The sequence below is a fragment of the Mesorhizobium sp. M0676 genome, assembly GCF_040320535.1.
GTDB lineage: Bacteria > Pseudomonadota > Alphaproteobacteria > Rhizobiales > Rhizobiaceae > Mesorhizobium.
The window spans coordinates 63,653-87,297 of the sequence record NZ_JAMYPU010000004.1; the positions used below are offsets into that span (position 1 = coordinate 63,653).

The following is a 23,645-nucleotide window of genomic DNA, read 5'->3' on the forward strand; positions in this document are numbered from 1 at the left end:
GGACGCAATCAGGATGCACACTGCGCGATAAGAGTGAACTCCAATCGAGTCGTGAAGAGAAAGGCCACTGCCTCATCAAGCCTGCAAAAACCTCGTGGCTCCCAACGCTGTGAGTACAGCGCCACTGGGAAAGTGAACGCATCATGGAACTTCGGCTCATCGTCGCGCTTAGTTTGGCGAAAGGGTGGTCTGAGATGAGCGCGACCAGAGAGTTTTTTCAAAACTGGCTACAGGAGAATGTCGGCACACTTCCTGGTCGAGAGGAAGTCAGCGTCGCGGTGCTCGCTCAGCAATTCGAGCAAGATGCCGAGGTGGCTGGTTATGGGCGTGAAGTAAGGGAGGACGAACTCGGAAACATCGAAGATGCTATCGTGCAAGCGATCGAGAACGCCGGGTCCGGGGTGCAGAGCCCGAGCTCCGAAAAGAGCGATCCGGCACCTGTAATGGACGCGTTGGAGGTCGATGATGCCAAGAGCGGACCGTAGCCCCTGACACCTTCTTCTGTTCGCCTGAACAAGCCCCCCGGGCTGCTATACGAGCTGAAAAACGGACCTTAGGTGCTTTCCCGTTAGTTCCATGCACCATTGAGGAACATTCCTGCCGCCACGGCGTTAGGAAAGTTCCTTCACACCCGGTGCGCCCGTGCTGACTGCTACCCTTCCAGGCGAATGGCTGACCCGGCATGATCAGGGTCACATCTCGCGGCGGGCCGCTCTTGCGGGTATTTGTTGCTGGCTATTGGGTGCTCCCGCAGAAGCCGCGCCACAGCCATCGCCGCTCGTGCGATTTGGCGTGCTGGGATTTGGCACCGCCGCCTGGGAAGTTGACGTCATGCGGCGACATGCGTTGGACACTGTGCACGGCGTATCAATCGAGGCTCAGCGGCTTGCCGGTACCGAAGCCGGTAAGACCGCATTGCTGGCGGGCAGCGTCGACGTCATCGTTTCGGACTGGGTGTGGGTCATGCGCCAGCGCAGCGAAGGCGCTGATCTGGTCTTCTATCCCTATTCTCGTGCCGTCGGCGCGCTGGAACTGCCGCAAGGCTCGCCCATTCGAACTCTTGCGGACCTCAAGGGCAAAAGGCTGGGGATCGCAGGTGGTCCGCTGGACAAAAGCTGGATCCTGTTGCGCGCGCTCGGCCTCCGTCAGGTGAAGCGCGATCTTGCTGAAGAGGTGGAGCCAGTGTTCGGCGCGCCGCCTTTGTTGGAGCAGGAATTTCTGGCGGGGCGACTGGATGCACTGCTGACGTTCTGGAATTTCGCCGCCCGTCTCGAGTCAGAGGGGGCAAGGCCTCTGCTCAGTGTCGCGCAAATCCTGCAGGGGCTTGGCGTATCCGTGGACTTGCCGATGCTCGGCTACGTCTTCCATGAAAGCTGGGCGCGGGCCAACCCGATAGCCCTCGCGCGATTCACGAGCGCGACCGCGGCAGCGAAGTCGCTGCTCGAGTCTTCGGACGACGAATGGCGGGTGCTCGCGCCCCAATTGGGCACGGACGATCCTCACCTACAGGCGGCGTTACGCGCCGCCTATCGAGCCGGAATCCCTCGTCGGTTCGGCAAAGACGAACGTGATGGCGCGGCCCGGTTGTTTGCAATCCTGGCCGAATTGGGCGGCGAGGATCTGGTCGGCAAGGCGACGAGCCTCGATCCTGGTGTCTTCCGGGCCATACCGGCTTGAGCTCGCGCCAATGACCGATGTCCCAGCGTTCCCCATCACAATGCAGCGTTCGCAATCCACTGCGGCATTGCTGACCATGGTGCTCGTCTGGCAGATCGCATCATCGATCGCCGCCGATCGCCTGTTTCCTGGTCCGGTCCAGGTTGTTTCGGTTCTCCTGCACGAAGTGGTTCGGGGCGAGCTGCCATACCATTTGGGCATCTCGCTTGCGCGCGTCGTGGCAAGCCTCGGGTCGGCAATCGTCATTGGCGCGGCCCTTGGCTACGCGGCAGGCCGCTCGCACAGAGCCGACATATGGATGAGGCCTTGGATCGTGTTACTCCTCAACATGCCGGCGCTGATCACGGTCATTCTAATTTATATCTGGCTTGGTCTTGCCGAGACTGCGCTTGTCCTTGCGGTCGCGCTCAACAAGATCCCCAATGTCGTGGTGACTATTCGTGAAGGCGCCAGCCGGCTGGACAAGGACTTTGCCGAAATGGCTGAGCTCTATCGCTTCGGGCGTGCTGCAAAGCTGCGGCATGTCGTGCTGCCGCAATTGGCGCCGTTCTTTCTCGTCACCCTGCGCAGCGGGCTGGCATTGACGTGGAAGATCGTGTTGCTCGCCGAACTGCTCGGCCGCTCCAACGGCGTCGGGTTCCAGCTACAGGTCTATTTTCAGAACTTCGACGTCACCCACATCCTTGCCTATGCGATCAGCTTCGGCGTTGTGATGCTTGCCATAGAGTATGGACTGCTTGTGCCGTTGGAACGTCGTCTGTTCGCCTGGCGACGCTGATGCTGAGGATCAGGATCGAGGACAAGACTTTCCCCGGTGACGACGGACAGCGCCGGACGATCTTTCGCGCGCTGTCGCTTGATATAGCCGACGGACAGGTCTGCGTCCTGACCGGCCCTTCCGGTGTCGGCAAGTCGACGCTGCTGTCGATCGTTTCGGGCGTCGACCGCGAATTTCGCGGCAGCGTGAGCGGACGACCGCTTCCGATAGGCATGCTGTTCCAGACACCGAGGCTGCTGCCCTGGCTCACCGCCTTGCGCAATGTAGAGCTGGCCATCCCGGATCGCGCGCCCGATGCGGCCCGGTGGCTTGCCGCTGTCGGCCTGAAAGGCAATGAGAAGAGCTATCCGCAGCGACTCTCGGGCGGTATGGCGCGGCGCGTAGCGCTTGCCCGGGCGCTCGCCGTGGAGCCTGCGCTCCTGCTCCTCGACGAGCCATTCGCTTCACTCGACGAGGCGACCGCGCAAGCCATGCGCCGCCTGCTGCAGGATTGTTTCGCCAGTCGGCGGACTACCACGCTGCTGGTTACGCATGATCTCGCATATGCCTCGTCGCTGGGTGATCGGGTTATTGTTCTGGAGGGATCGCCGGCCCGCATCGTGCGCGATGTCGCAATCTCTCGTGGCGATGAAGCGGGATCGTCGCGCTTTGGGCTGGGGGCGACACAATGAGACTGTTGCTGGGCCTTCTCTTTCTTTTGCTGATCACCGGCCCTGGCGCCACCGAGCAACAACAGACGATGGTGATCGGGTATATCGGCCAGGAGCGCAAACCGGCTCTGCCCCTTGGACCCCTTGATGAAACCGTCACCGATGACGGCCTGCAAGGCGCACGGCTCGGCATTGCCGACGACGAAAGCACCGGCCGGTTTCTTGGGCAGAAATTTCGGCTGGAGGAAAGGATATTGAAACCAACCGAAACGCCGGACGACGCGGTAAGACAATTCGCCGATGCCGGCATCGCCTTTGTCGTCGCCGATCTCGACGCCAGTCAGCTTCTACAGGCCAGTGCCGCGCCCGGTGCCGAGCAGATGACGTTGCTCAACAGCCGGGCGCCGGACGACGTGCTTCGCCAGCAGGACTGCCGTGGGAACGTCCTGCACACGATCCCGAGCCGCGCCATGCTCGCCGACGGGCTGGCGCAATATCTCGCCTGGAAGCGCTGGCAGCGTTGGTTCCTGCTTGTGGGGCCGCATTCGCAGGATCAGGCGATGGCTGCGGCCTTTCGACGGGCGGCGGCTCGCTTCGGAGCCGAGATCACGATCGACCAGCCGTGGACATTCAGGCCCGCCAACGGACGTGCCGATACAGGGCATGTCACGCTGCAGACCGAAATACCGGCGGTCACGCAGGTCAGCGACTATGATGTGCTCGTGGTCGCCGACGAGGCGGATGAATTCGGCGCCTATCTGGAGGGCCGCACCGCGCTGCCGAGAATCGTCGCCGGCACGCAAGGGCTTGTCGCCACAGGCTGGAGCGCTGTCAGCGAGGAATGGGGCGCCACGCAACTGCAGGACCGTTTCCACAGGCAGGCAGGGCGCTGGATGTTGCCCAGCGACTACGCGGCCTGGCTCGCTGTGCGCAGTATCGGCGAAGCGGCGACGCGCCTGCACAGTCTCGATCCCGCGGCAATCGGCAGATATATACGCGGCGACGCGTTTCTTCTCGCTGGCTTCAAGGGGCAGGGGCTTAGTTTCCGTCCCTGGGACGGACAGATGCGCCAGCCCATTTTGATCGCCGGGCCTCGCCTCTTGATTTCCAGCTCACCGCAACCGGGCTTCCTGCATCAGTGCACGCCGCTCGACACGCTGGGCATCGACCTGGAGGAGAGCACATGCAAGTTCTGATGACGCTGTTGTTGGCGGCGTTCGCTCTTGCTGCTCCCGCCGCCGCCGAGACCATCTACGTTTCCAATGAGCAGGATAATACCGTCGCGGTCGTCGACGGCGTGACAATGACTTTGCTGGCGACGATCGATGTCGGCCGCCGTCCGCGCGGGCTGGCACTGTCGATCGACAACAAGATGCTGTTCGTCGCGGAAGGCGACGACAACCGCATTGACGTGGTCGACGTCGCGAAGCGGCGGGTCGTCGGGGAATTGCCTTCGGGAGCCGATCCGGAATTCTTCGCAGTCCATCCCGATGGCAAGCGGCTGTTCGTCGCCAACGAGAATGACAATCTGGTGTCGGTGGTGGACATCGCCGCGGCCAAGGTCATCGGCACCGTGGATGTCGGCGTCGAACCGGAAGGAATGGCGGCCAGCGCCGACGGCCGCTATGTCGCCTGCACTTCGGAGACCACCAGCATGGTGCATCTGATCGACGCAGGCACGCTTGAACTCGTCGACAATCTACTGGTCGATACCCGGCCGCGCGCGGCTTTATTCTCGCCGGACGGTAAGCAATTCTGGGTGTCCTCGGAGATCCGGGGCACCGTCACCGTCTTCGACACGGCAACGCGCGCGCAGACCGGCAAAGTCGAGTTCGAGGTGCCGGGTATACGACGCGAGGGTGTGCAGGCGGTCGGCATGGCGACGTCCCGCGATGGCACGACCGTCTATGTGGCGCTCGGCCCCGCCAACAGGATTGCGGAAGTCGATGTGAAAACGCTGGCGGTCCGTCGGCTCTACCTTGTTGGTCAACGACCCTGGCACGTTGCGCTCTCCGGCGACCAGAAGCGCCTGGTCACCGCAAACGGGAATTCCGGCGATATCTCGTTTATCGATCTGGAAAACCAGGAGGTGGTGAAATCGCTGCCGGTGGGGCGGGGGCCGTGGGGCGTCGTGATCGGGCCATGAACGCCTTGTCGGTCGAGAATCTGGGTCATAGTTTCGGGAACCGGCGGGTTCTCGACGGCGTCTCTTTCTCTGTGGCCCAAGGCAGGATGTGCATCTTGCTAGGCCGCAACGGCGCCGGCAAGACGACGTTGTTCTCGCTGATCACCGGTCTTTATCACGCCCGCTCCGGCTCGGTGCATGTCTTCGACCAGGCGATGGATGTCAACCCGTCCGCCGCGTTGGCGCAGATGGGCGTCGTCTTCCAGTTGCCGACCCTCGATCTCGATCTGACGGCCGGCGAGAACCTGCGTTACCACGCGGCCTTGCATGGGCTTAGCCAGGCCTTGAGCAAGGAGCGCTCCATCCACGAACTCGGCCGGCTGGACGTGCTGGACAGGATCGACGATCCTGCCCGAGCGCTTTCCGGGGGGCAGCGTCGCCGTGTCGAGATAGCACGCGCTCTGATGCATAGCCCACGCCTTTTGCTGCTGGACGAGCCGACCACCGGGCTCGACGTGCCGGGCCGCCGCGCGCTCGAGCGGCACGTGCGGGAGCTTTGCCGCCAGCGCGGCATTGCCGTCCTGTGGGCAACACATTTTCTGGAGGAACTAACGGCGGATGACGATGTGGTGGTGCTGCATCGAGGCACAATCCGGTGGGCCGGCCGCGCCGATCGGCTGGCTGCCGATCTCGGTGTGGCGAGCACGGGCGAGGCCTTCGCGTCGCTGACGGAGTCCGAATGAAAACGTCTCACGCGGTGCGCGCGCTCAACGGCATCCTGCGCAGGGAGATGCTGCGCACGTTGCGGCAACGCGGCCGGCTGCTCTCGGCGATGGTACGGCCGCTGGTCTGGCTGGCAATCTTTGCCGCTGGCTTCCGCTCCGTTCTCGGTCTGTCGATCACGCCACCCTACCAGACCTATGTTCTCTATGACGTGTATGTGGTGCCCGGGCTAGCGGCCATGATGCTGCTCTTCCATGCCATGGCGAGTTCGCTGGCCATGGTCTACGATCGCGAGATGGGCAGCATGCGCTTGTTGCTGACCGCACCATTGCCGCGCTGGTACCTGCTTGCGGCGCGCCTGCTGGCCAGCGTGATCGTCGGCGTGCCGCTGGTCTATTTGTTTCTGTTGATCGCGCGTTTCTGGGATGTGCGGCCGCCCGTTCTCGGCTACGTCGCGGTATTTCCGGCGCTCGTGCTGGCGGGCCTGATGCTTGGCGCGTTCGGCCTGCTTGTCTCCTCGGTTTCGACACAGATGGAGAACTTTGCCGGTGTCATGAATTTCGTCATCTTTCCGGTGTTCTTTGCCTCGACGGCGCTCTATCCGCTGTGGCGGCTTGCCGAGGCGGGACCGGTGCTGGCAACAATCGCCGCCTGGAACCCGTTCAGCTCGGCGGTCGAGCTGATACGCTTCGCGCTCTATCTGCGGTTCGATCCTGTCGCGGCGATTGTGGTCCTTGGCTGCCTCATCGCCTTCTTCCTCGCGGCGGTCATCGGCTACGATCCCGGCCGCGGCTTGTGGTCCCGGCGCGGCGGCGAGGGCTGATTTACCTCAAAGCATAGAGATAAGCGGCGATGTCCCGCGCCTGTTGCTCGGTGATCCTCGTCGACGGCATGGCCGTGTGCGGATTGACTTCCCTCGCCGAGCGTATCCAGCGGATCATGTTCTCCGGATTGTTTGCCAGCAGGCCACCGATAAAGACCCTGTCGGCAAGGCCACCGTCTAGGCGGGGTCCGACCTGGCCTTGCGCACCCGGCACGCCGGGTATCGTATGGCAGCCGGAGCAGCCATTCGCCGTCATGATTGGAATGGCGCGGGCGCCTACGCCGCCGGTCGCCGCATCCGACTCGTGCCGGACGCGCTCGCGCCTGTCGGACCACAAAGTCGCCGCTGCGACAGCCGCAGCCAGCAGCAGGATTGCGGCAAGGGCGCCCCCGATCAGCCTACCCAGGTCGGAGCGCATGTGTTGCCTCCCTGGTTGCGCTGTTGCTTATCCAGAGGCCGGCGAGCAGCAAGGCGGCGCCGCCATAGATCAAGCCTGCCGGAACCCACATTACCAATCCGGCGAGCTGCTGGTCCTCGATCGCGGTCATTCCCCACAATGCCGCGCCGGCGCCATTCTCCGGATACCAGAGTTTGGGCGACATCAGCAGCAGGACACCGAGCAGGCCGGTATGAAGCGAGGTGAAGAAAAGATGCATGACGGAGTTGCCATAGGTCTGCTGTCGACCGGGGCGCGGTAGGAGCGCCCACCAGAACAGCAAGGCTGTGCCGAGGAAGCTCGCATGCTGGGCATAATGGAGAAAGCCCTGCTGGAGCGCTGCCTGGAACAACGCCGGAATGTGCCAGATCCAGATGGCGACGCCGTGAATGATCGTCGCGTTGAGGGGGCGGATCACCAGGGCCCAAACCGATTGCAGCGTCTTTGCGCGCGTGAGCTTGCCCGTTCCGCGGCGAAGTGAGGCCGGCAAGGACCAGAGCAGGACTGCGCCTGGGCACGCGGCGACAAGGAGAGGCGCCGCCACCGCCATCAGCAGTTCATGCTCGATCATATGGGCGGCAAACACCCGCTCGCCGAGCGCATGGATGGGGCTGACCAGTGCTGCCGTCAGCACGCCCCAACCGGCGGCGAACAACAACGCCTGCCGCATCCGCTCGGGACGGCCTCGGCTGCTGCGGCGCCACAACCGAGTCGCTCCGATGGCATAAAGGAAGGCAATCGCGGCCAGCGGAAACGTGATGGGAAATGCGAGCGTCCATCCGGCCTCGGGCGCGCCGGCGCCGTAGCAGATCGAGGTCGAGAAGAACGCGTCGAAGCTCATCGCAGGCACTCGTCGAGAATGAGAGCCGCGCTGCCTTGCATGATGATGACGAGGGCAAACAGCAATGCCGCAAGCATGCCGAGATCGGCGACGAACTGCTCGGTGCTGCGCGTGCGCTCAGGCTTGAAGGCGGCGCCGCCCTGCCGCTTCGCCCGCCATGACAAGGCACCGCCGAGCAGCGAAAGCACGGCGAGCACCAGTGCCACGGGAAGCACCACCGGCACCTGGCGGTTGCACTGCCATGGTACGAGTGCGTAGTTCAGCTGCGTCGAGATTGCCCAAGCCATCGGCCCCGACAGAAGACCACCCCAGGACGTTCCCATTTTCAACGCACGCATCAGCCTAGCCTCGGCATCCAGTAGATGAGCAGATAGATCGGGATCCAGGTCAGCACCACGAAATCCCAATAGAAGACATTGTCGCCGACATCGCCGAAGCGCCGGCCGCTATAGCCATGGCGTGTGAACATCAGCACCGTCAAAACGATGGTGTCGCCGACATCGGTGATCAGGTGTGTGGTGTGCAGCCCGAGCAGCACCCAGAGCATCGAGCCGTAGGCGTTCGTGTCCCAGTAGATGTTCAGCGCCGGGAATTCGAACCAGCGCACGACAAGCGGGGCCAGACCGAGCAGCGACATCACCACCAGCCCGATCCGCACCGGCACGATCGCGCGTTGCTTGGCATGGCCGTGGAGGATGTGATTCGGCACCACGCTGATGATAAACAGGATGGTGACGATCGTTCCGGGCCAATGGTCGGGGTGCGGGGCGCTTAGACGCCAATTGGGCCACAAGGTGGCGAGATAGAGATAAGCGCCCGCGGCCAACGCAAAGCCCATGCCTTCCAGCGCCATGAAGCCGAGCGTTCCCCACCAGGTCGGGCTGCGCGGACCATCTCCAAAGGTTGGGAGGTCCGAAAGATCCAAGCTGGGACGCTCACTCATCCCTCATCCTCCGGGTCGTCCTTGGGCCAGAACCAGCCGATCAAGGTGATGGCGATCGGCGCGGCGCCCCAGACGATCGCCCAGGGCGTGAAGATCGAATAGACAAACGTACCGCCGACGGCGATTGCCGCCAGCAGCGGCCAGATCGACGGTGTCGCCGATTTCTCGCGAATGTCGGGATGGGCTTCCGCCACGGTTGAGATCAACAGCTCACGGACATCGACGCGGAGACCGGTCGCCACAGGCAGCGCCTCGCGTTCGGCCCAGAGCGGCTCGACATGTGTGACAATCGGTATCCGCGCGAAATTATAGCTTGGCGGCGGCGAAGACGTCGCCCATTCGAGCGTACCGGCATCCCAGGGATTGTTTCCGGCCAGTGCGCCCTTCAACGCGCCGTGTATAAGATTGAACGTGAACAGTACGAAGCTGAGGAAAAAGAGCACCGCGCCGGCGCTGATGAACAGGTTGATGTTGCCCCAGCCAAGCTCGGCCGGATAGGTGTAGACCCTGCGTGGCATGCCCCAGAGCCCGACGAGATGCATTGGGAAAAAAGCCGCGTTGAAGCCGATGAAAGCCAGCCAGAAATGCCAGCGCCCGAGACGCTCGCTCATCATGCGGCCGCTGATCTTGGGGAACCAGAAATAGGCCGCGCCCAGCAGCGGGAAGACCGAACCGCCGATCAGCACGTAATGGAAATGGGCGACGACGAAATAGGTGTCGTGCACCTGGAGGTCCAGCGGCACCGAAGCGAGCATGACGCCGGTGAGGCCGCCGATGACGAAGATGAAAAAGAAGCCGAACACGAACAGCAGCGGCGTGCGCATCACCGGCCTGCCGTCCCACAAGGTCGCCAGCCAGCAGAAGATCTGAATGCCATTGGGGATGGCGATCAGCATGCTCGACGCGGTGAAGAAGCTGGCGCCGAGCTTGGGTAGCCCCGTCGCGAACATGTGATGGACCCAGAGGCCGAACGAAAGGAAACCGACGGCGATCAGCGACAAGACCAGCCCGAGATGCCCGAACACGGGACGCCGGGCGAAGACCGGGATGATCGCGGAGACCATGCCCGTCGCCGGCAGGAAGATGATGTAGACCTCGGGATGGCCAAAGAACCAGAACAGATGCTGGAAGAGCAGTGCGTCGCCGCCCTCGGCCGGGTTGAAGATATGTGTGCCGACCAGCCGGTCGAGGATCAGGAAGGTCGAGGTGATCATCACCGCGGGCATGGCGAAGACGACGACGAAGGAGGTAACCAGCATTGCCCAGACGTAGAGCGGAATCCTGTCCAGCGACATGCCGGGGGCTCGCTGCTTGAACACGGTGACGATGGTTGCCACCGCGACGGCCAGTGAGGATACTTCTGTATAAGTGATCATCTGGGCCCAGACGTCGGCCCGCTTGCCCGGCGCGAATTCGGGGCCTGACAGCGGCACATAAGCAAACCAGCCGACGTCGGGCGCCATGTTGAGCGCGAAAGACACCCAGGCGAATATGCCGCCCGAAACATAGATCCAGTAGCTGAACGCATTCAGGCGGGGAAAGGCGATGTTGCGGCTGCCGACCATCAGCGGGACGAGATAGATGCCTGTCGCCTGCACGATGGGCACGGCGAACAGGAACATCATGGTCACACCATGCATCGTGAACAGCTGGTTGTAGAGGTCCGGGCCCATCAGACCGCGCTGCGGCCCTGAGAGCTGGATGCGCATGGCGACAGCGTTGAGCCCGCCCAGGCACAGAAACACGAAGGCGGTGATCAGATAGCGCCGTGCGACGACCTTGTGGTCGACGCTCGACAGCGCGCCGATGATGCCGGGGGGCGTGCGCCATGTCCGCGCCAGCCAGCGATCCAGGCTGGCATCGTCCATGCCGGTGTCGCGCGGTCCGTCATGCTCGGGTGCGACGTCGCCCGCGGTAGAGGTTTCACGCACCGGCGGCAGGTCGCGTTCGCTTGTGAGGTCCGCGCTGCTCATTTAAGCGCCTCGAGATAGGCGACCATGGCGTTGAGCTCGTCGCCGCTGAGCTCCACCACCGGCATGTGGGATCCGGGCTTGATGCCCTGTGGGTCGGCTATCCAGGCGGCGAGATTGCCGCGGCTCATCGTCAATGTCCCGGCGGCAAGCGTCTGCCGGCTGGCTATATGGGTGAGGTCGGGGGCGACCGTTCCTCCGGCAGGCGTGCCGCCTATTCTGTGACACACCACGCAAGGGCGCTTCAGAAACAGATCCTGGCCGGCCTTGGCCTCGTCCCCCGTCGGAGTAGCTGCCGGCTGCAACTGGTCGTTCCACCAAGCGTCGAACTTCGCACGCGGCTCGGCGATGATGAAGGTACCCATGTTTGCGTGCTGCGCCCCGCAGAACTCGGCGCATTGACCTCGGTAAACACCAGGCTTGTCGGCCTTGAGGTCGAGCACGTTCATGTGGCCGGGAATGAGGTCGAGCTTGCCCGAAAGGCTCGGAATCCAGAAGGAATGGATGACGTCGGTCGAGGTCAGAAGAAGCCGCACCGGCTCCCCGGCGGGGATATGGATCTCGTTCGCCGTGGTCAGGATGCGGCTTGGCGTGGCATCCTCATAGCGCACCTCCCACCACCATTGATGGCCGGTGACCCGAATGGTCAGCGCGGCATCCGAGCCGATCGCGGCGAGCGTCCTGTTGGCGAAGAAGCTCAGCAAGGTCAGTCCGATCAGGACAATGGCGGTCAATCCGACGGCGGTCATCACCGCGCGCAGCTTCCGGTCGTCGGCGCCGGCCTCGATCGCGAGCGGCTCCGCCTGCGCGCGCGACCGCATCATCAAGGGCACGACGAGGGCGATCATCACCAGCACCCACACCACGGCGCAGAGCGCGGTGAAGAACCAGATCAGCCATGCCAGTTCGCTCGCCGCGGGACCTTTCGGGTCGAGGGCGGATTGCCAGCCCGCGCATCCCTGGAGCAACAGAGCGCCGGCGGTGGCGAACGCCATCGAGACGAGACGTTTCACGGCGACTTCCCCAGCGTGGCCGCGTCCGGCATGCGGTTTTCCGAAGGATGCGCCATCATGTCGTCATTGCGTTGCGGCGCGGCGGAAGACGGCGCGTTGCCGCTCAGCGAGCGCACGAAAGCCGCAAGCTCCCAGATCTGGTCGTCGGGAATCTTGTCGCGGAAGCTCGGCATGCCGTTTGGCCGACCGTCGCGGATCGTGGCATGGATGCTTTCGATCGAGCTGCCATAGAGCCACTTCTGGTCCATCAGGGCCGGCCCCATGCCGCCGCCGCCATTGGCGTGGCATCCCGAACAGTTGAACCAGCCGAAAAGCCGTTTCCCTTCGCTCATATGGAAGGCGTTGGCCTCGAAGCTCGCCGCCTTGTTATCGCTGGCGGGGGGGCGCTGTCCGCCGGGCTCCAGCGTGGTCACAGGCGTCGGCTGCTCGCCCGATCCGAGCGCCGATTGCGGGCGCGTGTCACGTTCCTCGCGCTGGCAGGCAGCGAGCGCCAGGACTGGAAACAGGAGCATGGCCACAACGGCTCTCATCGCACCGGGCTCCCCGAGGCATCGAGGCGCGGCACGCCATACTGTGACAGCAAGGCATCTATCTCGACCTTGTGCCTGGACAGGGCGCCATTGACATCGCCGCGCAGCGCATCGTCTTCGCGGCGGACGCCCATCGAGATGTCATAGATCATCGGCAGTTGCGGTCCATCGATGCGGGGCGCAACCGGCGTGATGCGGAGCGGCACCTTCTGCCTTGCGGCGAAGTAGCCGGCGAGGGGGCCCCAGACCACGGCAAGGTCGATCTCGCCACTCGCCACCGCTTCGACGATGCGCGCCGGCGGGTTGGGGGCGGAATAATCGCCATAGACCGGATAGCCAACGAGGTGCCCGACGATACCGCGGCGGCCAAGCGCCTGGACCGGAGGCGAATTGGCGCCATCGTCGCCGATGAGCTGAACACCGATCCGCATGTCGCGCAGCCGCGGATCATTGAACGATGCTACGTCGGGGCCGTCCCTGCGGGTGACGAAGACATAGGACGATCGGTAGTAGGGCGTGGTGGTGCGCAGCATTTCGAGGTTGCTCGGCGTGCCCGGCACGAGATCGCACAGGCCCGCCTTCAGCGTGTTGCGGATGAAGCCGCGGCGCTGCGCCCACCAGGTATAGGTCAGCTTCGCGCCGAGATCGGACGCAACGATTTCGGCGATCCTGTTCTCGAAGCCCTGACCGGCCGCGTTGGAGAACGGCATGTTGTTCGGATCGGCGCAGACCCTCAACTCACGTGCGTCGGCTGTGGCCGTCAAGAACACGAAGGCGATGGCGGCCATGCCGATCGCCAGTCGTTGACACGCCTTTCGCGCCGGACCTACGGTCAAGTACAATTCATCAAGGCAGCCGGAACACATAAAGCGTGCCTCCCGAGGTTGTCGCGTTCTTCAGATCCTTCATGGCATTGACGAAACCGAGCGCGGCGGTGGCGTCACGCGGATCAAGATCGCCCGATACAATTGCGCCGGCCCAGCCGCCGACGCCTGAGAGGATGGCGACATATTGGTGCCCGTCGGGACCGCGATAGGTGATAGGCTGGCCGATGATCCCGGACGAGGTCTTGAACTGCCAAAGCAGGTCTCCGGTCTTGGCGCTGACCGCCTTGAACCAGCCTTCCATCGTGCCATAGAAGACAACGTCGCCGGCGGTCACCACCGCGCCGCTCCATACCGGGAAATTCTCCTTGAGGCTCCAGGCGGGTTTCTCCGCGGCGATGTCCCAGGCGGTGAAGGCGCCGCGATTACCGCCGGGCCCTGGTATCATGCGGACGTTCATGCCCACATAGGGCGTGCCGGCGATGTAGTTCACCTCGACGCCTTCTTCATCCATGCACAGATTGTTGTGCGGGATGTAGAGCAGGCCGGTCTTCGGCGAGAACGCGGAAGGCTGCCAGTCCTTGAGGCCAGACGCCGTCGGACAGATATCGCGAACGACCTTGCCGGTGCCGGTCTTCTTGTCCGGATTTACGATCAGTCGACCGGTTTTCAGGTCCACACCTTTGCTGGAGTTTACGGGACCAAAGGGTTTTGCCGACAGCACCTCGCCGGTTGTCCGGTCGAGGATGTAGAGATAGCCGTTGCGCTCCGGCCGGATCAGCACCTTGCGCGGCTTGCCCTGCCAGGTCATGTCGAGCAGGATCTGCTCGTTGATGCCGTCATAGTCGTGGAGGTCGTGCGGGCTCCACTGATAGAACCATTTCGCCGCGCCGGTGTCTGGATCGCGCGCGAAAATGCCAGACGTCCACTTGTTGTCGCCCGGCCGCAAATCCGGATTCCATGGTCCGGGATTGCCGGTGCCGTGGAAAATCAGGTTCAGATCGGGATCATAGGAAATCCAGCCCCACATGTTGCCGCCGCCGATCTTCCAGGCTTCCGGCGGCCACGTCGTGACGCCAAGATCCTTGCCTTTGTCCATGTCGTAGTGCGGCTTGAAGTCCGATCCGATCAGCACGTCCTTGTCCGGCCCGGTGCTATAGGCGATCCAGACGACATGACCGTCGCCGGCGTCGAGCGCCTTTACCCAGCCGCGAACGCCCATCTCGCCTCCGGAATTGCCGACCAGCACTTTGCCCTTCACCACAAGCGGCGCCATGGTGATGGTCTCGCCGATGTTGATGTTGCCGACATGAGTGTTCCAGATCGGCTTGCCCGTGTTCGCATCAAGGGCAATCGTGTGGCCGTCCAGCGTATTGAAAAAAATGCGCCCGTCGGCGAATGCCACCCCGCGGTTGACGACGTCGCAGCAGGCCACTCCCTGTGCCGCCGGCTCGGGATTGGGTTCGTACTTCCACTTCATCGGGGCGCCGGGCTTGGAGAGATCGAGCGCATAGACGAAGTTGGGAAAGGGCGTCACGATATACATGGTGTTGCCGACGACCAGCGGCGCTGCTTCCTGGCCCTTGTTCACGCCTGTCGAGAACGTGAACGCGACCTGCAGGTTCTTGACGTTGCCTTCATTGATCTCGGAGAGTTCGCTGAAGCGCGTCGACGCGTAGTTCTTGGCCGGCATCGTCCATTGGCCGTCATCGGGTGGCGAGGCTGCGGCTGGCGGTACGATCGCTGGTGTTTTAGGAGGCTCGGACGCAGCGCCCAGAAGCAGCACGCAGGCGAGCAGCGTCACCAGAAGGATAGCGCCAAAGGAATTCCCGGCTGCCAATTTGCGGGTACGTCGTTCTACGTCAACGCGCGTTAATGCCAACTGCGGCATAGCTTTCATTTATTGATCGAGCCTCCCACGCCGGCGCCGAGTTCGGCCGCGATGTCGGCCTCCGTTCCGGCACAAAGCGGATGGCCCCAGCCCGAAGCGCTTTTGCCGCCGGGGTCCAGATCGTAGACAATGGCATCCTTGCGATTTGGATTGACGCCTGCCGGGACCTTGTCGAAGCCGAGCGCCGCGCGGATACGCCAGGCGACATTGTGATCGGCGCATGAGGAATCGCCTGAAACGCCGAGGCCGCCGACAATGCTCTTGCCGTCGTAGAGGGCAAGCCCGCCGCCAAACACCACGACGCCTCCGATCGGCTTGCCGACGAGCGGGTCGCCGGCGCTTCCGAACGTTTTGGGATCGCCCGTATAGGCCGCGGCCTGGTTGACGGGATTGGTCTCCTGCAGGCCAAATAGCGGTCCGCCGGGCTGCACCCCCGCATAGAGATTGGCCGTCGAGAGGGCCATCTGAGCCAGGCTGAGACCGTTGGCCGTGTTGGCTTTCTCCGCTGCTATGAGCCGACTTCCCGGCCATTGCGAGTCGGGGGTGGGGCCGCTGAACGCAATCGCGCAGACAGTGCCGTCACGGGCAACGATGGCTGCCCATTCGTTGGTTTCAAAGCCGCCATTGGCTGGTCCGCCGCTTGCCTTCACGTTGGCTTTGAGGGCTGCAAGCAGCTTATCGTGATCGGCCGGACAGGGTTCCTGCGCCATGGCCTCGTGCCCGTGGAACAGGCCACCCATCAGCAACAGCAGGCCAAAAAGAGGTACGAAAAGCTGCGAGCGATACATTGTCCTGGCATTCGTTTACAAAACAAGGACCACCCAGGCAGACCGCAGAATGCGAGGATACGTCCAATGGGTCAGTGCCTAACTCGCGTAATGCTTCTATGTTCCTGCTTTGCATAAAATTCGTGCAGTTGGATTTGGGTGCAGGTGTTCAATCAAAGCATGGGACCTGGATACCCGTGGCCACAGGCCAAGCGGTGAGGCAACGCGGCTGATCCAGGAAAATGCGATCGGGATGGCGCAGACGCACCCGCCCTGACAAACGCTGTTGCCTTGTCACGGCGTTCGACGATGGATGATCTCTTCAATAAGTTTCGCGTCGGCTTCGTATTCCGCGGCCCGCGCAGCCATTTGGCTGGCCAGGCTGTGTCTTTCCCGCGCGGCTTCGCGTTTTGCCGTACGTTTCGCCAACTCAGCCCGCTGCTGGTGCGCTCTTAGAAGGCTCCAAAGCGCCTGTTCCGCATCGTCAGCCTGGGCCTGCATCAAAACGTCTGCCCCGAACGCATGTCCGGTGTGGCAGCGGTAACGGGTAATCGGCCCGTCTTCTATCTCCCATAGGGGGCCATGACATTCGGGGCAGACAAATGTCGAGGGGGCGCCAAGCTGGCCTTCGGTCAGTTCCATTGTGCTGTGCTCCTGAGCTGCAATCGCTGCCTCAAGGCGGATGCCGGACGGGATTTCTGGTGTCGGCCCTGCGATTTCGGAAGCAAGCCTGTGCAACAGGCCAGCCATTTCGGACAGAGGGACGCAATGGTCGATTTCCACATTCTGCAAGGCGCTCAGCGGCATATCGGGTACTGCGGCGTCGCCGGGGTCCTGGACTACGCTGACGCCTCCGCACATCTTGATTGCGTGCAGGCCGGCGGTGCCGTCGGAGAGGCTGCCTGTGAGCACGACGCCGATCACGCTGCCGCCAAAGCTGCAAGCGGCCGATCGAAACAGAGGGTCGATGGCGGGGCGCGCCAGGTTCTCGCGCGGCCCGCGCCGCAGCAGCATATGATCGTCGTGTAACAGAAGGTGAGCTCCAGGCGGTGCAACGAAGATGTGCCCGTTTTTAACCTTCATGCCGTTGGAGGCATTTGCAACGGGCATGTTGGCAGCGCGACCGAGAATGTCGCCGAGGTAACTCGTGGGACCAACGTGCTGTACGACGAGGAGAGCCGCCGGGATGTCCGGCGAAAGGTCGCGGACAAGTCTCTTCAGCGCGTCGACGCCGCCGGCCGATGCTCCGATTGTCACGATGCACCGGTTCTCGCAACCGTCGGGACGGACCTTGTCCGGCTGGCCCGCACGCTCCGAATCTGATCGTGGTGCGGCGGTGGCCATGGTTGCTTCACCCACATTCAGCACAGATGTCGATGCGAGCGCTCCGGCCAGTCCGCTGCTGGTCGGGCGCCCTGCCTTCGTCGGTGTTAGCTTCCGGCCGCATCGCGGAACATAGATGCCCGCGTCGGCTCTGTACTAACGCCTACGTGCGCGTTTGACAGCAGCCTCTGCCACGGCCGGGGCCTCCTGAATGCTTGCCGCGCCGCCGAAATCGGCGTTCTTGGTACGGCCAGCTCCCGGGCCCGCTCCTAGATCAGCGCCTGTTGTCGGATCGGAAGCCGGATCGGAAAGCGTACGGTCGGCCATCCTGGCCACCACCTTCAGGTCTTTGGCCCCCAGCTTGACAGTTGCCAGGCCGTCTCCGCCGTCGACGGGCATCACCTCTTCAAGGTCATCGATCCGATCCCACTCTTCGCCGGAATTCCATGGGCCAGCGACATCGCCGTCGCCTTGAGAGGTGTTGACATACATGCTGGCGTACTTCTCTACGCCTGGGAGCTTGCCGGAAGGGAAATTGTTTTCGATCGCGTAGAGTGCTTTCTCGAACGACTTCTGGTGCGCGATCTCGCGGGTCATCAGGAAGCCGAGCGCGTCCTTGATTCCCGGGTCGTCGGTGATGTTGATGAGGCGTTCGTAAACGATCTTGGCGCGGGCTTCGGCGGCGATATTCGACCGCAAATCCACCGTAGGTTCACCGCGCGAGTCGACATAGGCCGCGGTCCAGGGAACGCCGGCTGAGTCGCACAGCGCGGGAGCGCCGCCGAACAGAATTGATTCCTTGGCTGTTGTGCCGCTGGCGCCGATCATCAGGTAAAGGTCCGCTTCCTTCATTTGGCCCTCGGCCAGCTGTGCCTTGAGCCCCTTGTTGAGCATGGTGACGATTGATCCCACCACTTCGAGATGGCTGAGTTCTTCGGTCGCAATATCGAGCAACATGTCGCGACGGCCAAGATCGTCCTCGCCAAGCCCTTGCGTGAAATAGCGCATGGCCGCTGCAAGCTCGCCATCGGCGCCGCCGAACTGTTCCATGATCATGCAGGCCAGGCGAGGATTCGGCTCCGAGACGCGAACGGTGTATTGCAGGCGCTTGTTGTGCATGAACATGGACATCTCTCCGGTTAGATCATCCGAACATCCCCGCAAGATGATTGTTCCATCCGGCCATCGGCCAGCGAGCATTTTTACGGCAGCTTCAGTGTTGAGCATCGCAGGGAGCCAGAGGCGGCATTTATTTCTCGCCGGGATTCTCCGACTGGTGACCGGCGGCAACGAGATTTCGATCGTGCTGCGCCATCACGGCAATTAGCAAGGCCGCGGATGGGCAAGAGGTAGACTAAATCTGGAGGGATACTGGCTCGGAAAAGTGAAGCCGGGCCATATTAATACGATGTCGGTGTCGACACCTTCGGCCCGTTTCGCCGCACACCTTACGCGGCAAACGCCGGGTTCGGTCACACGGCGAGCGTCGCGGGCTGTTGCCCGTTCACTTTCGATCCAGCACCTTCCGGACTTTCTCTGCCAATTCGTCGATCGTGTAGGGCTTGGTCAAAAGTTCGGTTCCGAAATCGAGCGTGCCGTTGTGGACAATCGCATTTCGTGTGTAGCCGGTGGTGTAGAGCACTTTTAGCGACGGGTGCATTGTCTTGACCTGATCCACCAGCTCCCGGCCCGACATCTCCGGCATCACCACGTCGGTGAACAAAAGCGACGGCACTTGCCCGCTTTCGACGGCCACCAGCGCGTCGCGTGGGCCTTGCATTTCCAGCACGGAGTAGCCCAGTTCCCGCAGCGCTTCCGCCGCCATCAGCCGGACGCGATCTTCATCCTCGACAACCATGATGATCTCGTCTGCACAGCCGGGGTGCTCGCCTGCCACGACGTCGATTTGGCTGTCGAGCACGCCGTGGTGCGAGCGCGGCAAATATATTTTCAAGGTGGTTCCGATGCCCTGCTCGGAATAGATCTTCACACTGCCGCCGGACTGGCGAACAAACCCATAGACTTGGCTGAGTCCCAGCCCGGTGCCTTTGCCGACCCCCTTGGTGGTGAAGAACGGATCGAAGGCTCTTGCGACAACATCAGCAGTCATGCCCGTTCCTGTATCGGTGACCGCTATCATCACATACTGGCCGGAGGGGATCGCGTTCTCCCTGGCATAGCGATCGTCGACGTGGGCGTTTGATGTCTCGATCGTCAGCTTGCCGCCAGCAGGCATGGCATCCCTTGCGTTGACGCAAAGGTTGAGCAGCGCGCTTTCCAATTGCCCTGCGTCGGCCTCGACATGCCATAGGCCCGCAGCGAGCACGGTCTCGATCTGAATGGTCTCGCCAAGCGTCCGGTTCAGCAATTCGCTCATACCGGAGACGAGGCGATTTGGATTCAGCCGCTTCGGCGCCAGTGGTTGCTGGCGGGAAAAGGCGAGCAGTCGCCTGGTAAGTTCTGCGGCACGTTGTGCTCCATCGATCGCGCCGGTTACGAATTGGTGGACGTTGGTATCGCCGTTTCTGAGCTTGCGCTGCACAAGGTTCAGGCCGCCGATGATGACGGCCAGCATATTGTTGAAGTCGTGCGCGATGCCACCGGTGAGCTGTCCGACAGCTTCCATCTTCTGGGCTTGGCGCAGGTGCTCTTCTGCTCTGGCGCGTTCCGCTACTTCATCTTTGACACGCTGTTCGAGCGTGCCGTTGAGTGTCTGCAGCGCCTTGAACAGTCGGGAGTTGTCGATTGCCGTCGCGGCATGGCCCGCAAGCCCCAGCAAGGCCGCCTCTTGCTGTTCGGCGAAGACGCCGATTTCTGGATGGCCAAGGAAGAGGCCACCCAGCACCTCGCCCGAACGCGAGACGACCGGCACGGCGAGATAGGAACGCACCGGCAGATGGCCCTCCGGCATTCCCTTGCGGGGCCAGTTCTTGCCGTAGCGCGGATCGGTGAGGATATCGTCGGAACGCACCACGCTTGTTCCGCGGAAAGTGGGCTCGAACACCGCGGTGTTGCGCGGCATCGGAAAGTTTTCGAAAGCAGAACGAGGTGCCCCCGACAGGGCGTAGAGCACATAGCTGTCGCCCTTGTCGTCGATCACATTGTAGAAGAAAGCTCCAAATTGTGCGCCCGACAGCACCACGCCGGCATCGGTTACCGTCTGGACAATTCGCTCTACGTCAAGCTCGGCCGCCACGGCTGCCGCAGTGGCGTTCATCAACTGAAGCTGATGCTCCACCCGCTTTCGCGCGGTGACGTCGACCACGGTGCCGATGAAGCGGATCGCACGGCCGGACTGGAAAAGCGCTTCCCCCGTTGCGGCAATCCAGCGCTCCTTGCCATCCCGAAGGCCGATCGTCCGGTATTCGATGTCGTAGCGGGAGGGGGTGCCCGGCGCGAGCGACTGGCGTACGGCCTCGTCGGCCCGTGCGCGATCTTCCGGGTGGAGGCCCGCCAGGAAGGCGCTTTCATATGTCACCTCCGCGTCCGGCGGCAAACCAAAAAGGGCTTTGCACCGGTCGTCCCAACGCAGCACTCCGCTGATGGGATCGTAATCCCAGGTGCCGATAGCGGCCGCGTCGGTGGCAAGCCTCAGCCGCTCCTCGCTCGCCCGTGCCGCCTGCTCCGAGCGAACGCGCTCGATGTGAGCCCAGGACCGCTCCGTCACCTCGGTCAGCAAGGACAGTTCGCGTTGCGACCAGACGCGGCGCTGCTTGTCGTGGATGGCCATCAGGGCAGTCAGTCGGCCTTGTTTGACCAAAGGCATACAGATGGTTGCCGTTATCCCGATATCCTGAAAGGTCTTCGCTTCCTCGGGAGCAATTTCCTCAAGGTTGTTGTTGATGATAAGCGGCTTGTTGGCGCTGAGATTGGTGACAGCCAGGCGACCGAAATCGGCAAGACTGTAATATCCCCTGATGCTGGGCGAGCCAGGTGCGCTCCAATCGCCGCGGATGGTGAAATGGTCTTGGTCCTGCTCCATGTCGGCATAGGCGCAAATCGAGACGCCAAGATGTTCGCCGAGGAGCCGAGTGGTGATCTGCATGACAGCATCGGCGTCGGCCGCGAGGGCTATCTCCCTGCCGAGGCGGTCGAGAAAAGCAAGGCGTTCGGCGTTCTCACGCAGGGCCAGTTCGGCGCGAAGGCGTTCTATCGCCGTACGCGTCCGGTCCGCGACTGCCGAAATGAGGGCTACTTCCTCCGTCGCCCAGCGTCTGGGCGCGGAGTGGTTCAGGTATAACAGCGCCACCAGCCCGCCATGCTCGGTGACGGGCATGTTGATGACGGATTGGGCGCTGATGGCTTTGAGTGCCTCCGCATGGCCGCTGGTTCGCGGATCTGTCTCGGCGTTTTCAAAGACAACGGTTTCGCCTCGCTTCAAATCCTCGATATACGAGCCGTAGTTCCTGAAATTCAGCGTCCCAGCCAGGCTTTTGATGCCTGGCGCGTTCCAGTCCCTGTCGATGGTGATCGTTTCTTTCTCTAGATCGATCGTGCCGTATCCGGCTCGGCTGATGCCAAAATGGTTCCCCAGCAGTTCCGCGGCTGCGTAGGCCAGTTCTGCGGGATCCGTAATCTCGCGAATACGGTCGCCCAGCGCTGCCAAAAGCTCGAAGCGCTGCAGTTCAGATCGCGGATTGCTTGAAGTGGCCCCCATTTCGCCCCCGTTTTGCCCGGACTTAAATGCAGTCTGCGGCCAAGAGTTCCCCGCAGGACGGCAGTTTCTTTGGCGGGCCGGTCAGCCGAACACGCCGCACCGGTCATAGGTTAATGACAGCTTGGCGCGCTGTGGCGGATAAAGGGGGAAACCAGCGGGCACTTGACGAGCTCCCGCTGGCTGGGTGCCCGAACCGCACTTCACTCGTTTGGAGACGTTTGATGCTTGACCGACCCATTCTTACGAATACGGACGCTCTCTATCCAGACGACCTGAAAACGCTTCGGTCGGTTTTCGACGCGCTGTGTCTGGAATTTGAGATTTCGTCGGACACTACCGCGGCAGAATCCATCGCGAGAGAGCTGGTCAGACTTTTCCAGACCGGGATGACGGAAGCGGCCATGCTGATGATTGCCGTGCGCGCACGTTGGCAGGGTGATTGGAAACTGGGAGGCAGCAGCGCTGCCCAGGCTTAACGGTCCCAACTCCATGGGCCTACTTTCCAAGACGCTTGAGCCGGTTGTACAGCGTGTCTTGTCTGGCGGAACAAGCTTTCGCCCCGAGAGTTGGGGTCGGCAGATAGTTTCCAACAGGCACGGGCATGGCGTTCGACAGAGATGGACCGAAACTCGCGACCGGGTTGCTCGCGGCCTCATTGGCGGGGCTGGCGGCATACAACGCCATCCGCGCCAAACGTGCGATTGCCGGCCGGGAATGCGGACGTGTGATGGAGATCGATGGTCTGCGTCTGCATTTTATCGAAGCCGGAACCGGCATGCCGCTGCTTCTCCTGCATGGCAATGGATCCATGGCGGAGGATTTCAAGTCGAGCGGCATCTTCGATGAGGCGGCAAAGACCTACCGGGTGCTTGCATTTGATCGTCCCGGTTTTGGGCGAAGCTCACGGCCGCGCGGCCGGCGTTGGTCCGCTCGCGACCAAGCCGACCTTATACATGCCGCGGCCTGCGGGCTGGGTATAGAGAAATACCTCGTGCTTGGACATTCCTGGGGAGCTTGGATCGCCCTCGAATTGGCGCGCAGGCATTCTCAATCGGTCGTCGGCATCGTGCTGGTCTCGGGCTATTACTATCCGCCACCGCGGCTGGATCTTGCACTGGCCGCACTCCCTGCACTGCCTGTGATCGGCACCGCGTTTCGTCACACCTTGCTGCCGCCGCTTGTAAGGCTTGCTTGGCATTGGGCAATGGAGAAGATCTTTAAACCCGCCGTCGTCGCCGGCGAGTTCGCCGCACTTGCCAAAGATGTCGCCAGCCGCCCTTCCCAACTGCGGGCGGTTTCTCTGGAGACAGCATCGATGCTGGCCGCGTCCCTGTTGGGAAAAGCCAACTATAGGGACATTGCCGTGCCCACCGGCATCATGGCGGGATCCGGGGATCGTTTGTTCGACGCGCAACGCGATGCACGACGCTTGCACGCGGAAGTCGGTGGGTCTCTCCTTGAGGTGGTTCCGGGCGCCGGCCACATGGTTCATCAGAGCGCCCCGCAAGCAGTGGTTGGCATGGTGCACACTATTGCAGGGCGGCACGCCTTGTTCCAAGCGGGCCGTCGGCAGCGACCCAAGTCGGGTGCCGACGAGTTCAAGGCAGATCCGGCCTCGCGGGAGCCACCGGCGATAAGCGACGCCGCTTGCACGGAATGATCTCCAAACGGGGC

Annotated in this window: 24 protein-coding genes; 11 read left to right on the forward strand and 13 right to left on the reverse strand. The window is 62.6% G+C overall.

Features of this window, described 5'->3' with window-relative positions:
- Positions 1-143 precede the first annotated feature (143 nt).
- The 8 genes from NKI35_RS05645 (at position 144) to NKI35_RS05680 (ending at position 6,776) form a co-directional block, all read left to right on the forward strand.
- Positions 144-485, forward strand: coding sequence for a DUF768 domain-containing protein (locus tag NKI35_RS05645; protein ID WP_023667997.1), 342 nt, complete (start codon positions 144-146; stop codon positions 483-485).
- 157 nt (positions 486-642) lie between these two features.
- Entirely contained in the window at positions 643-1,677 is a 1,035-nt protein-coding gene (locus NKI35_RS05650; RefSeq protein ID WP_023687801.1) for an ABC transporter substrate-binding protein, read from the forward strand.
- Positions 1,678-1,687: 10 nt separating this feature from the next.
- Positions 1,688-2,455 (forward strand): ABC transporter permease, encoded by a 768-nt coding sequence (locus NKI35_RS05655; protein ID WP_023833991.1) that lies wholly within the window; start codon positions 1,688-1,690, stop codon positions 2,453-2,455.
- Positions 2,455-3,126, forward strand: a complete 672-nt coding sequence (locus NKI35_RS05660) for an ABC transporter ATP-binding protein (RefSeq protein ID WP_031204093.1) — start codon at positions 2,455-2,457, stop codon at positions 3,124-3,126. Before NKI35_RS05655 ends, NKI35_RS05660 begins: the two co-directional genes overlap by 1 nt.
- Positions 3,123-4,301 (forward strand): lanthanide ABC transporter ABC transporter substrate-binding protein PedA1, encoded by a 1,179-nt coding sequence (locus NKI35_RS05665; protein ID WP_352739017.1) that lies wholly within the window; start codon positions 3,123-3,125, stop codon positions 4,299-4,301. The genes NKI35_RS05660 and NKI35_RS05665 overlap by 4 nt, the downstream gene beginning before the upstream one ends.
- On the forward strand, positions 4,289-5,251 hold the full coding sequence (locus NKI35_RS05670; RefSeq protein WP_031203155.1) for a PQQ-dependent catabolism-associated beta-propeller protein: 963 nt from the start codon (positions 4,289-4,291) through the stop codon (positions 5,249-5,251). The genes NKI35_RS05665 and NKI35_RS05670 overlap by 13 nt, the downstream gene beginning before the upstream one ends.
- Positions 5,248-5,973 carry a lanthanide ABC transporter ATP-binding protein PedB/LutE gene (locus NKI35_RS05675; RefSeq protein WP_023733211.1) on the forward strand — a complete coding sequence of 242 codons (726 nt, stop codon included), beginning with the start codon at positions 5,248-5,250 and terminating at the stop codon, positions 5,971-5,973. Before NKI35_RS05670 ends, NKI35_RS05675 begins: the two co-directional genes overlap by 4 nt.
- Entirely contained in the window at positions 5,970-6,776 is an 807-nt protein-coding gene (locus NKI35_RS05680; RefSeq protein ID WP_023681112.1) for a lanthanide ABC transporter permease protein PedC, read from the forward strand. Before NKI35_RS05675 ends, NKI35_RS05680 begins: the two co-directional genes overlap by 4 nt.
- A gap of 1 nt (position 6,777) precedes the next feature.
- Here NKI35_RS05680 and NKI35_RS05685 read toward each other — a convergent pair whose 3' ends face one another.
- The 12 genes from NKI35_RS05685 to NKI35_RS05740 all read right to left on the reverse strand — a co-directional run bounded on the left by NKI35_RS05685 (position 6,778) and on the right by NKI35_RS05740 (position 18,439).
- On the reverse strand, positions 6,778-7,194 hold the full coding sequence (locus NKI35_RS05685) for a c-type cytochrome (protein ID WP_023681113.1): 417 nt from the start codon (positions 7,192-7,194) through the stop codon (positions 6,778-6,780).
- Entirely contained in the window at positions 7,175-8,053 is an 879-nt protein-coding gene (locus NKI35_RS05690; RefSeq protein WP_352739019.1) for a cytochrome c oxidase assembly protein, read from the reverse strand. The genes NKI35_RS05685 and NKI35_RS05690 overlap by 20 nt, the downstream gene beginning before the upstream one ends.
- The gene (locus tag NKI35_RS05695) at positions 8,050-8,391 is read right to left on the reverse strand and encodes a hypothetical protein (RefSeq protein WP_023681115.1); all 342 of its coding nucleotides are present in this window, start codon (positions 8,389-8,391) and stop codon (positions 8,050-8,052) included. The genes NKI35_RS05690 and NKI35_RS05695 overlap by 4 nt, the downstream gene beginning before the upstream one ends.
- Positions 8,391-8,996 (reverse strand): cytochrome c oxidase subunit 3, encoded by a 606-nt coding sequence (locus NKI35_RS05700; RefSeq protein WP_352597011.1) that lies wholly within the window; start codon positions 8,994-8,996, stop codon positions 8,391-8,393. The genes NKI35_RS05695 and NKI35_RS05700 overlap by 1 nt, the downstream gene beginning before the upstream one ends.
- Positions 8,993-10,969, reverse strand: a complete 1,977-nt coding sequence (ctaD, locus tag NKI35_RS05705) for a cytochrome c oxidase subunit I (RefSeq protein WP_352739021.1) — start codon at positions 10,967-10,969, stop codon at positions 8,993-8,995. Before ctaD ends, NKI35_RS05700 begins: the two co-directional genes overlap by 4 nt.
- Positions 10,966-11,979, reverse strand: a complete 1,014-nt coding sequence (gene coxB, locus NKI35_RS05710; RefSeq protein ID WP_023736070.1) for a cytochrome c oxidase subunit II — start codon at positions 11,977-11,979, stop codon at positions 10,966-10,968. The genes ctaD and coxB overlap by 4 nt, the downstream gene beginning before the upstream one ends.
- On the reverse strand, positions 11,976-12,509 hold the full coding sequence (locus NKI35_RS05715) for a c-type cytochrome (RefSeq protein WP_023668011.1): 534 nt from the start codon (positions 12,507-12,509) through the stop codon (positions 11,976-11,978). The genes coxB and NKI35_RS05715 overlap by 4 nt, the downstream gene beginning before the upstream one ends.
- Positions 12,506-13,297 (reverse strand): substrate-binding domain-containing protein, encoded by a 792-nt coding sequence (locus tag NKI35_RS05720; protein ID WP_023815901.1) that lies wholly within the window; start codon positions 13,295-13,297, stop codon positions 12,506-12,508. The genes NKI35_RS05715 and NKI35_RS05720 overlap by 4 nt, the downstream gene beginning before the upstream one ends.
- Positions 13,298-13,355: 58 nt before the next feature.
- Entirely contained in the window at positions 13,356-15,233 is a 1,878-nt protein-coding gene (locus NKI35_RS05725; protein WP_023691428.1) for a methanol/ethanol family PQQ-dependent dehydrogenase, read from the reverse strand.
- The gene (locus NKI35_RS05730) at positions 15,230-16,012 is read right to left on the reverse strand and encodes a heme-binding protein (protein WP_023712209.1); all 783 of its coding nucleotides are present in this window, start codon (positions 16,010-16,012) and stop codon (positions 15,230-15,232) included. The genes NKI35_RS05725 and NKI35_RS05730 overlap by 4 nt, the downstream gene beginning before the upstream one ends.
- 273 nt (positions 16,013-16,285) lie before the next feature.
- Positions 16,286-17,335 (reverse strand): chemotaxis protein CheB, encoded by a 1,050-nt coding sequence (locus NKI35_RS05735; RefSeq protein WP_023681123.1) that lies wholly within the window; start codon positions 17,333-17,335, stop codon positions 16,286-16,288.
- A gap of 135 nt (positions 17,336-17,470) precedes the next feature.
- Positions 17,471-18,439: a manganese catalase family protein gene (locus tag NKI35_RS05740; RefSeq protein WP_023691426.1), complete on the reverse strand. Its 969-nt coding sequence runs from the start codon at positions 18,437-18,439 to the stop codon at positions 17,471-17,473.
- Here NKI35_RS05740 and NKI35_RS05745 point away from each other — a divergent pair.
- Positions 18,432-18,641 carry a hypothetical protein gene (locus tag NKI35_RS05745; RefSeq protein ID WP_352739024.1) on the forward strand — a complete coding sequence of 70 codons (210 nt, stop codon included), beginning with the start codon at positions 18,432-18,434 and terminating at the stop codon, positions 18,639-18,641. The genes NKI35_RS05740 and NKI35_RS05745 overlap by 8 nt on opposite strands.
- A 177-nt stretch (positions 18,642-18,818) precedes the next feature.
- Here the strand turns inward: NKI35_RS05745 and NKI35_RS05750 are convergent, their stop codons facing one another.
- Complete coding sequence (locus tag NKI35_RS05750) at positions 18,819-21,971, reverse strand: GAF domain-containing protein (protein WP_352536753.1); 3,153 nt, start codon at positions 21,969-21,971, stop codon at positions 18,819-18,821.
- Between the two features lie 221 nt (positions 21,972-22,192).
- Here NKI35_RS05750 and NKI35_RS05755 point away from each other — a divergent pair, with 221 nt between their 5' ends.
- Together NKI35_RS05755 and NKI35_RS05760 are read left to right on the forward strand one after the other, a co-directional pair.
- Complete coding sequence (locus NKI35_RS05755) at positions 22,193-22,447, forward strand: hypothetical protein (protein ID WP_352739026.1); 255 nt, start codon at positions 22,193-22,195, stop codon at positions 22,445-22,447.
- Positions 22,448-22,572: 125 nt separating this feature from the next.
- The gene (locus NKI35_RS05760; RefSeq protein ID WP_352739028.1) at positions 22,573-23,631 is read left to right on the forward strand and encodes an alpha/beta fold hydrolase; all 1,059 of its coding nucleotides are present in this window, start codon (positions 22,573-22,575) and stop codon (positions 23,629-23,631) included.
- Positions 23,632-23,645 lie beyond the last annotated feature (14 nt).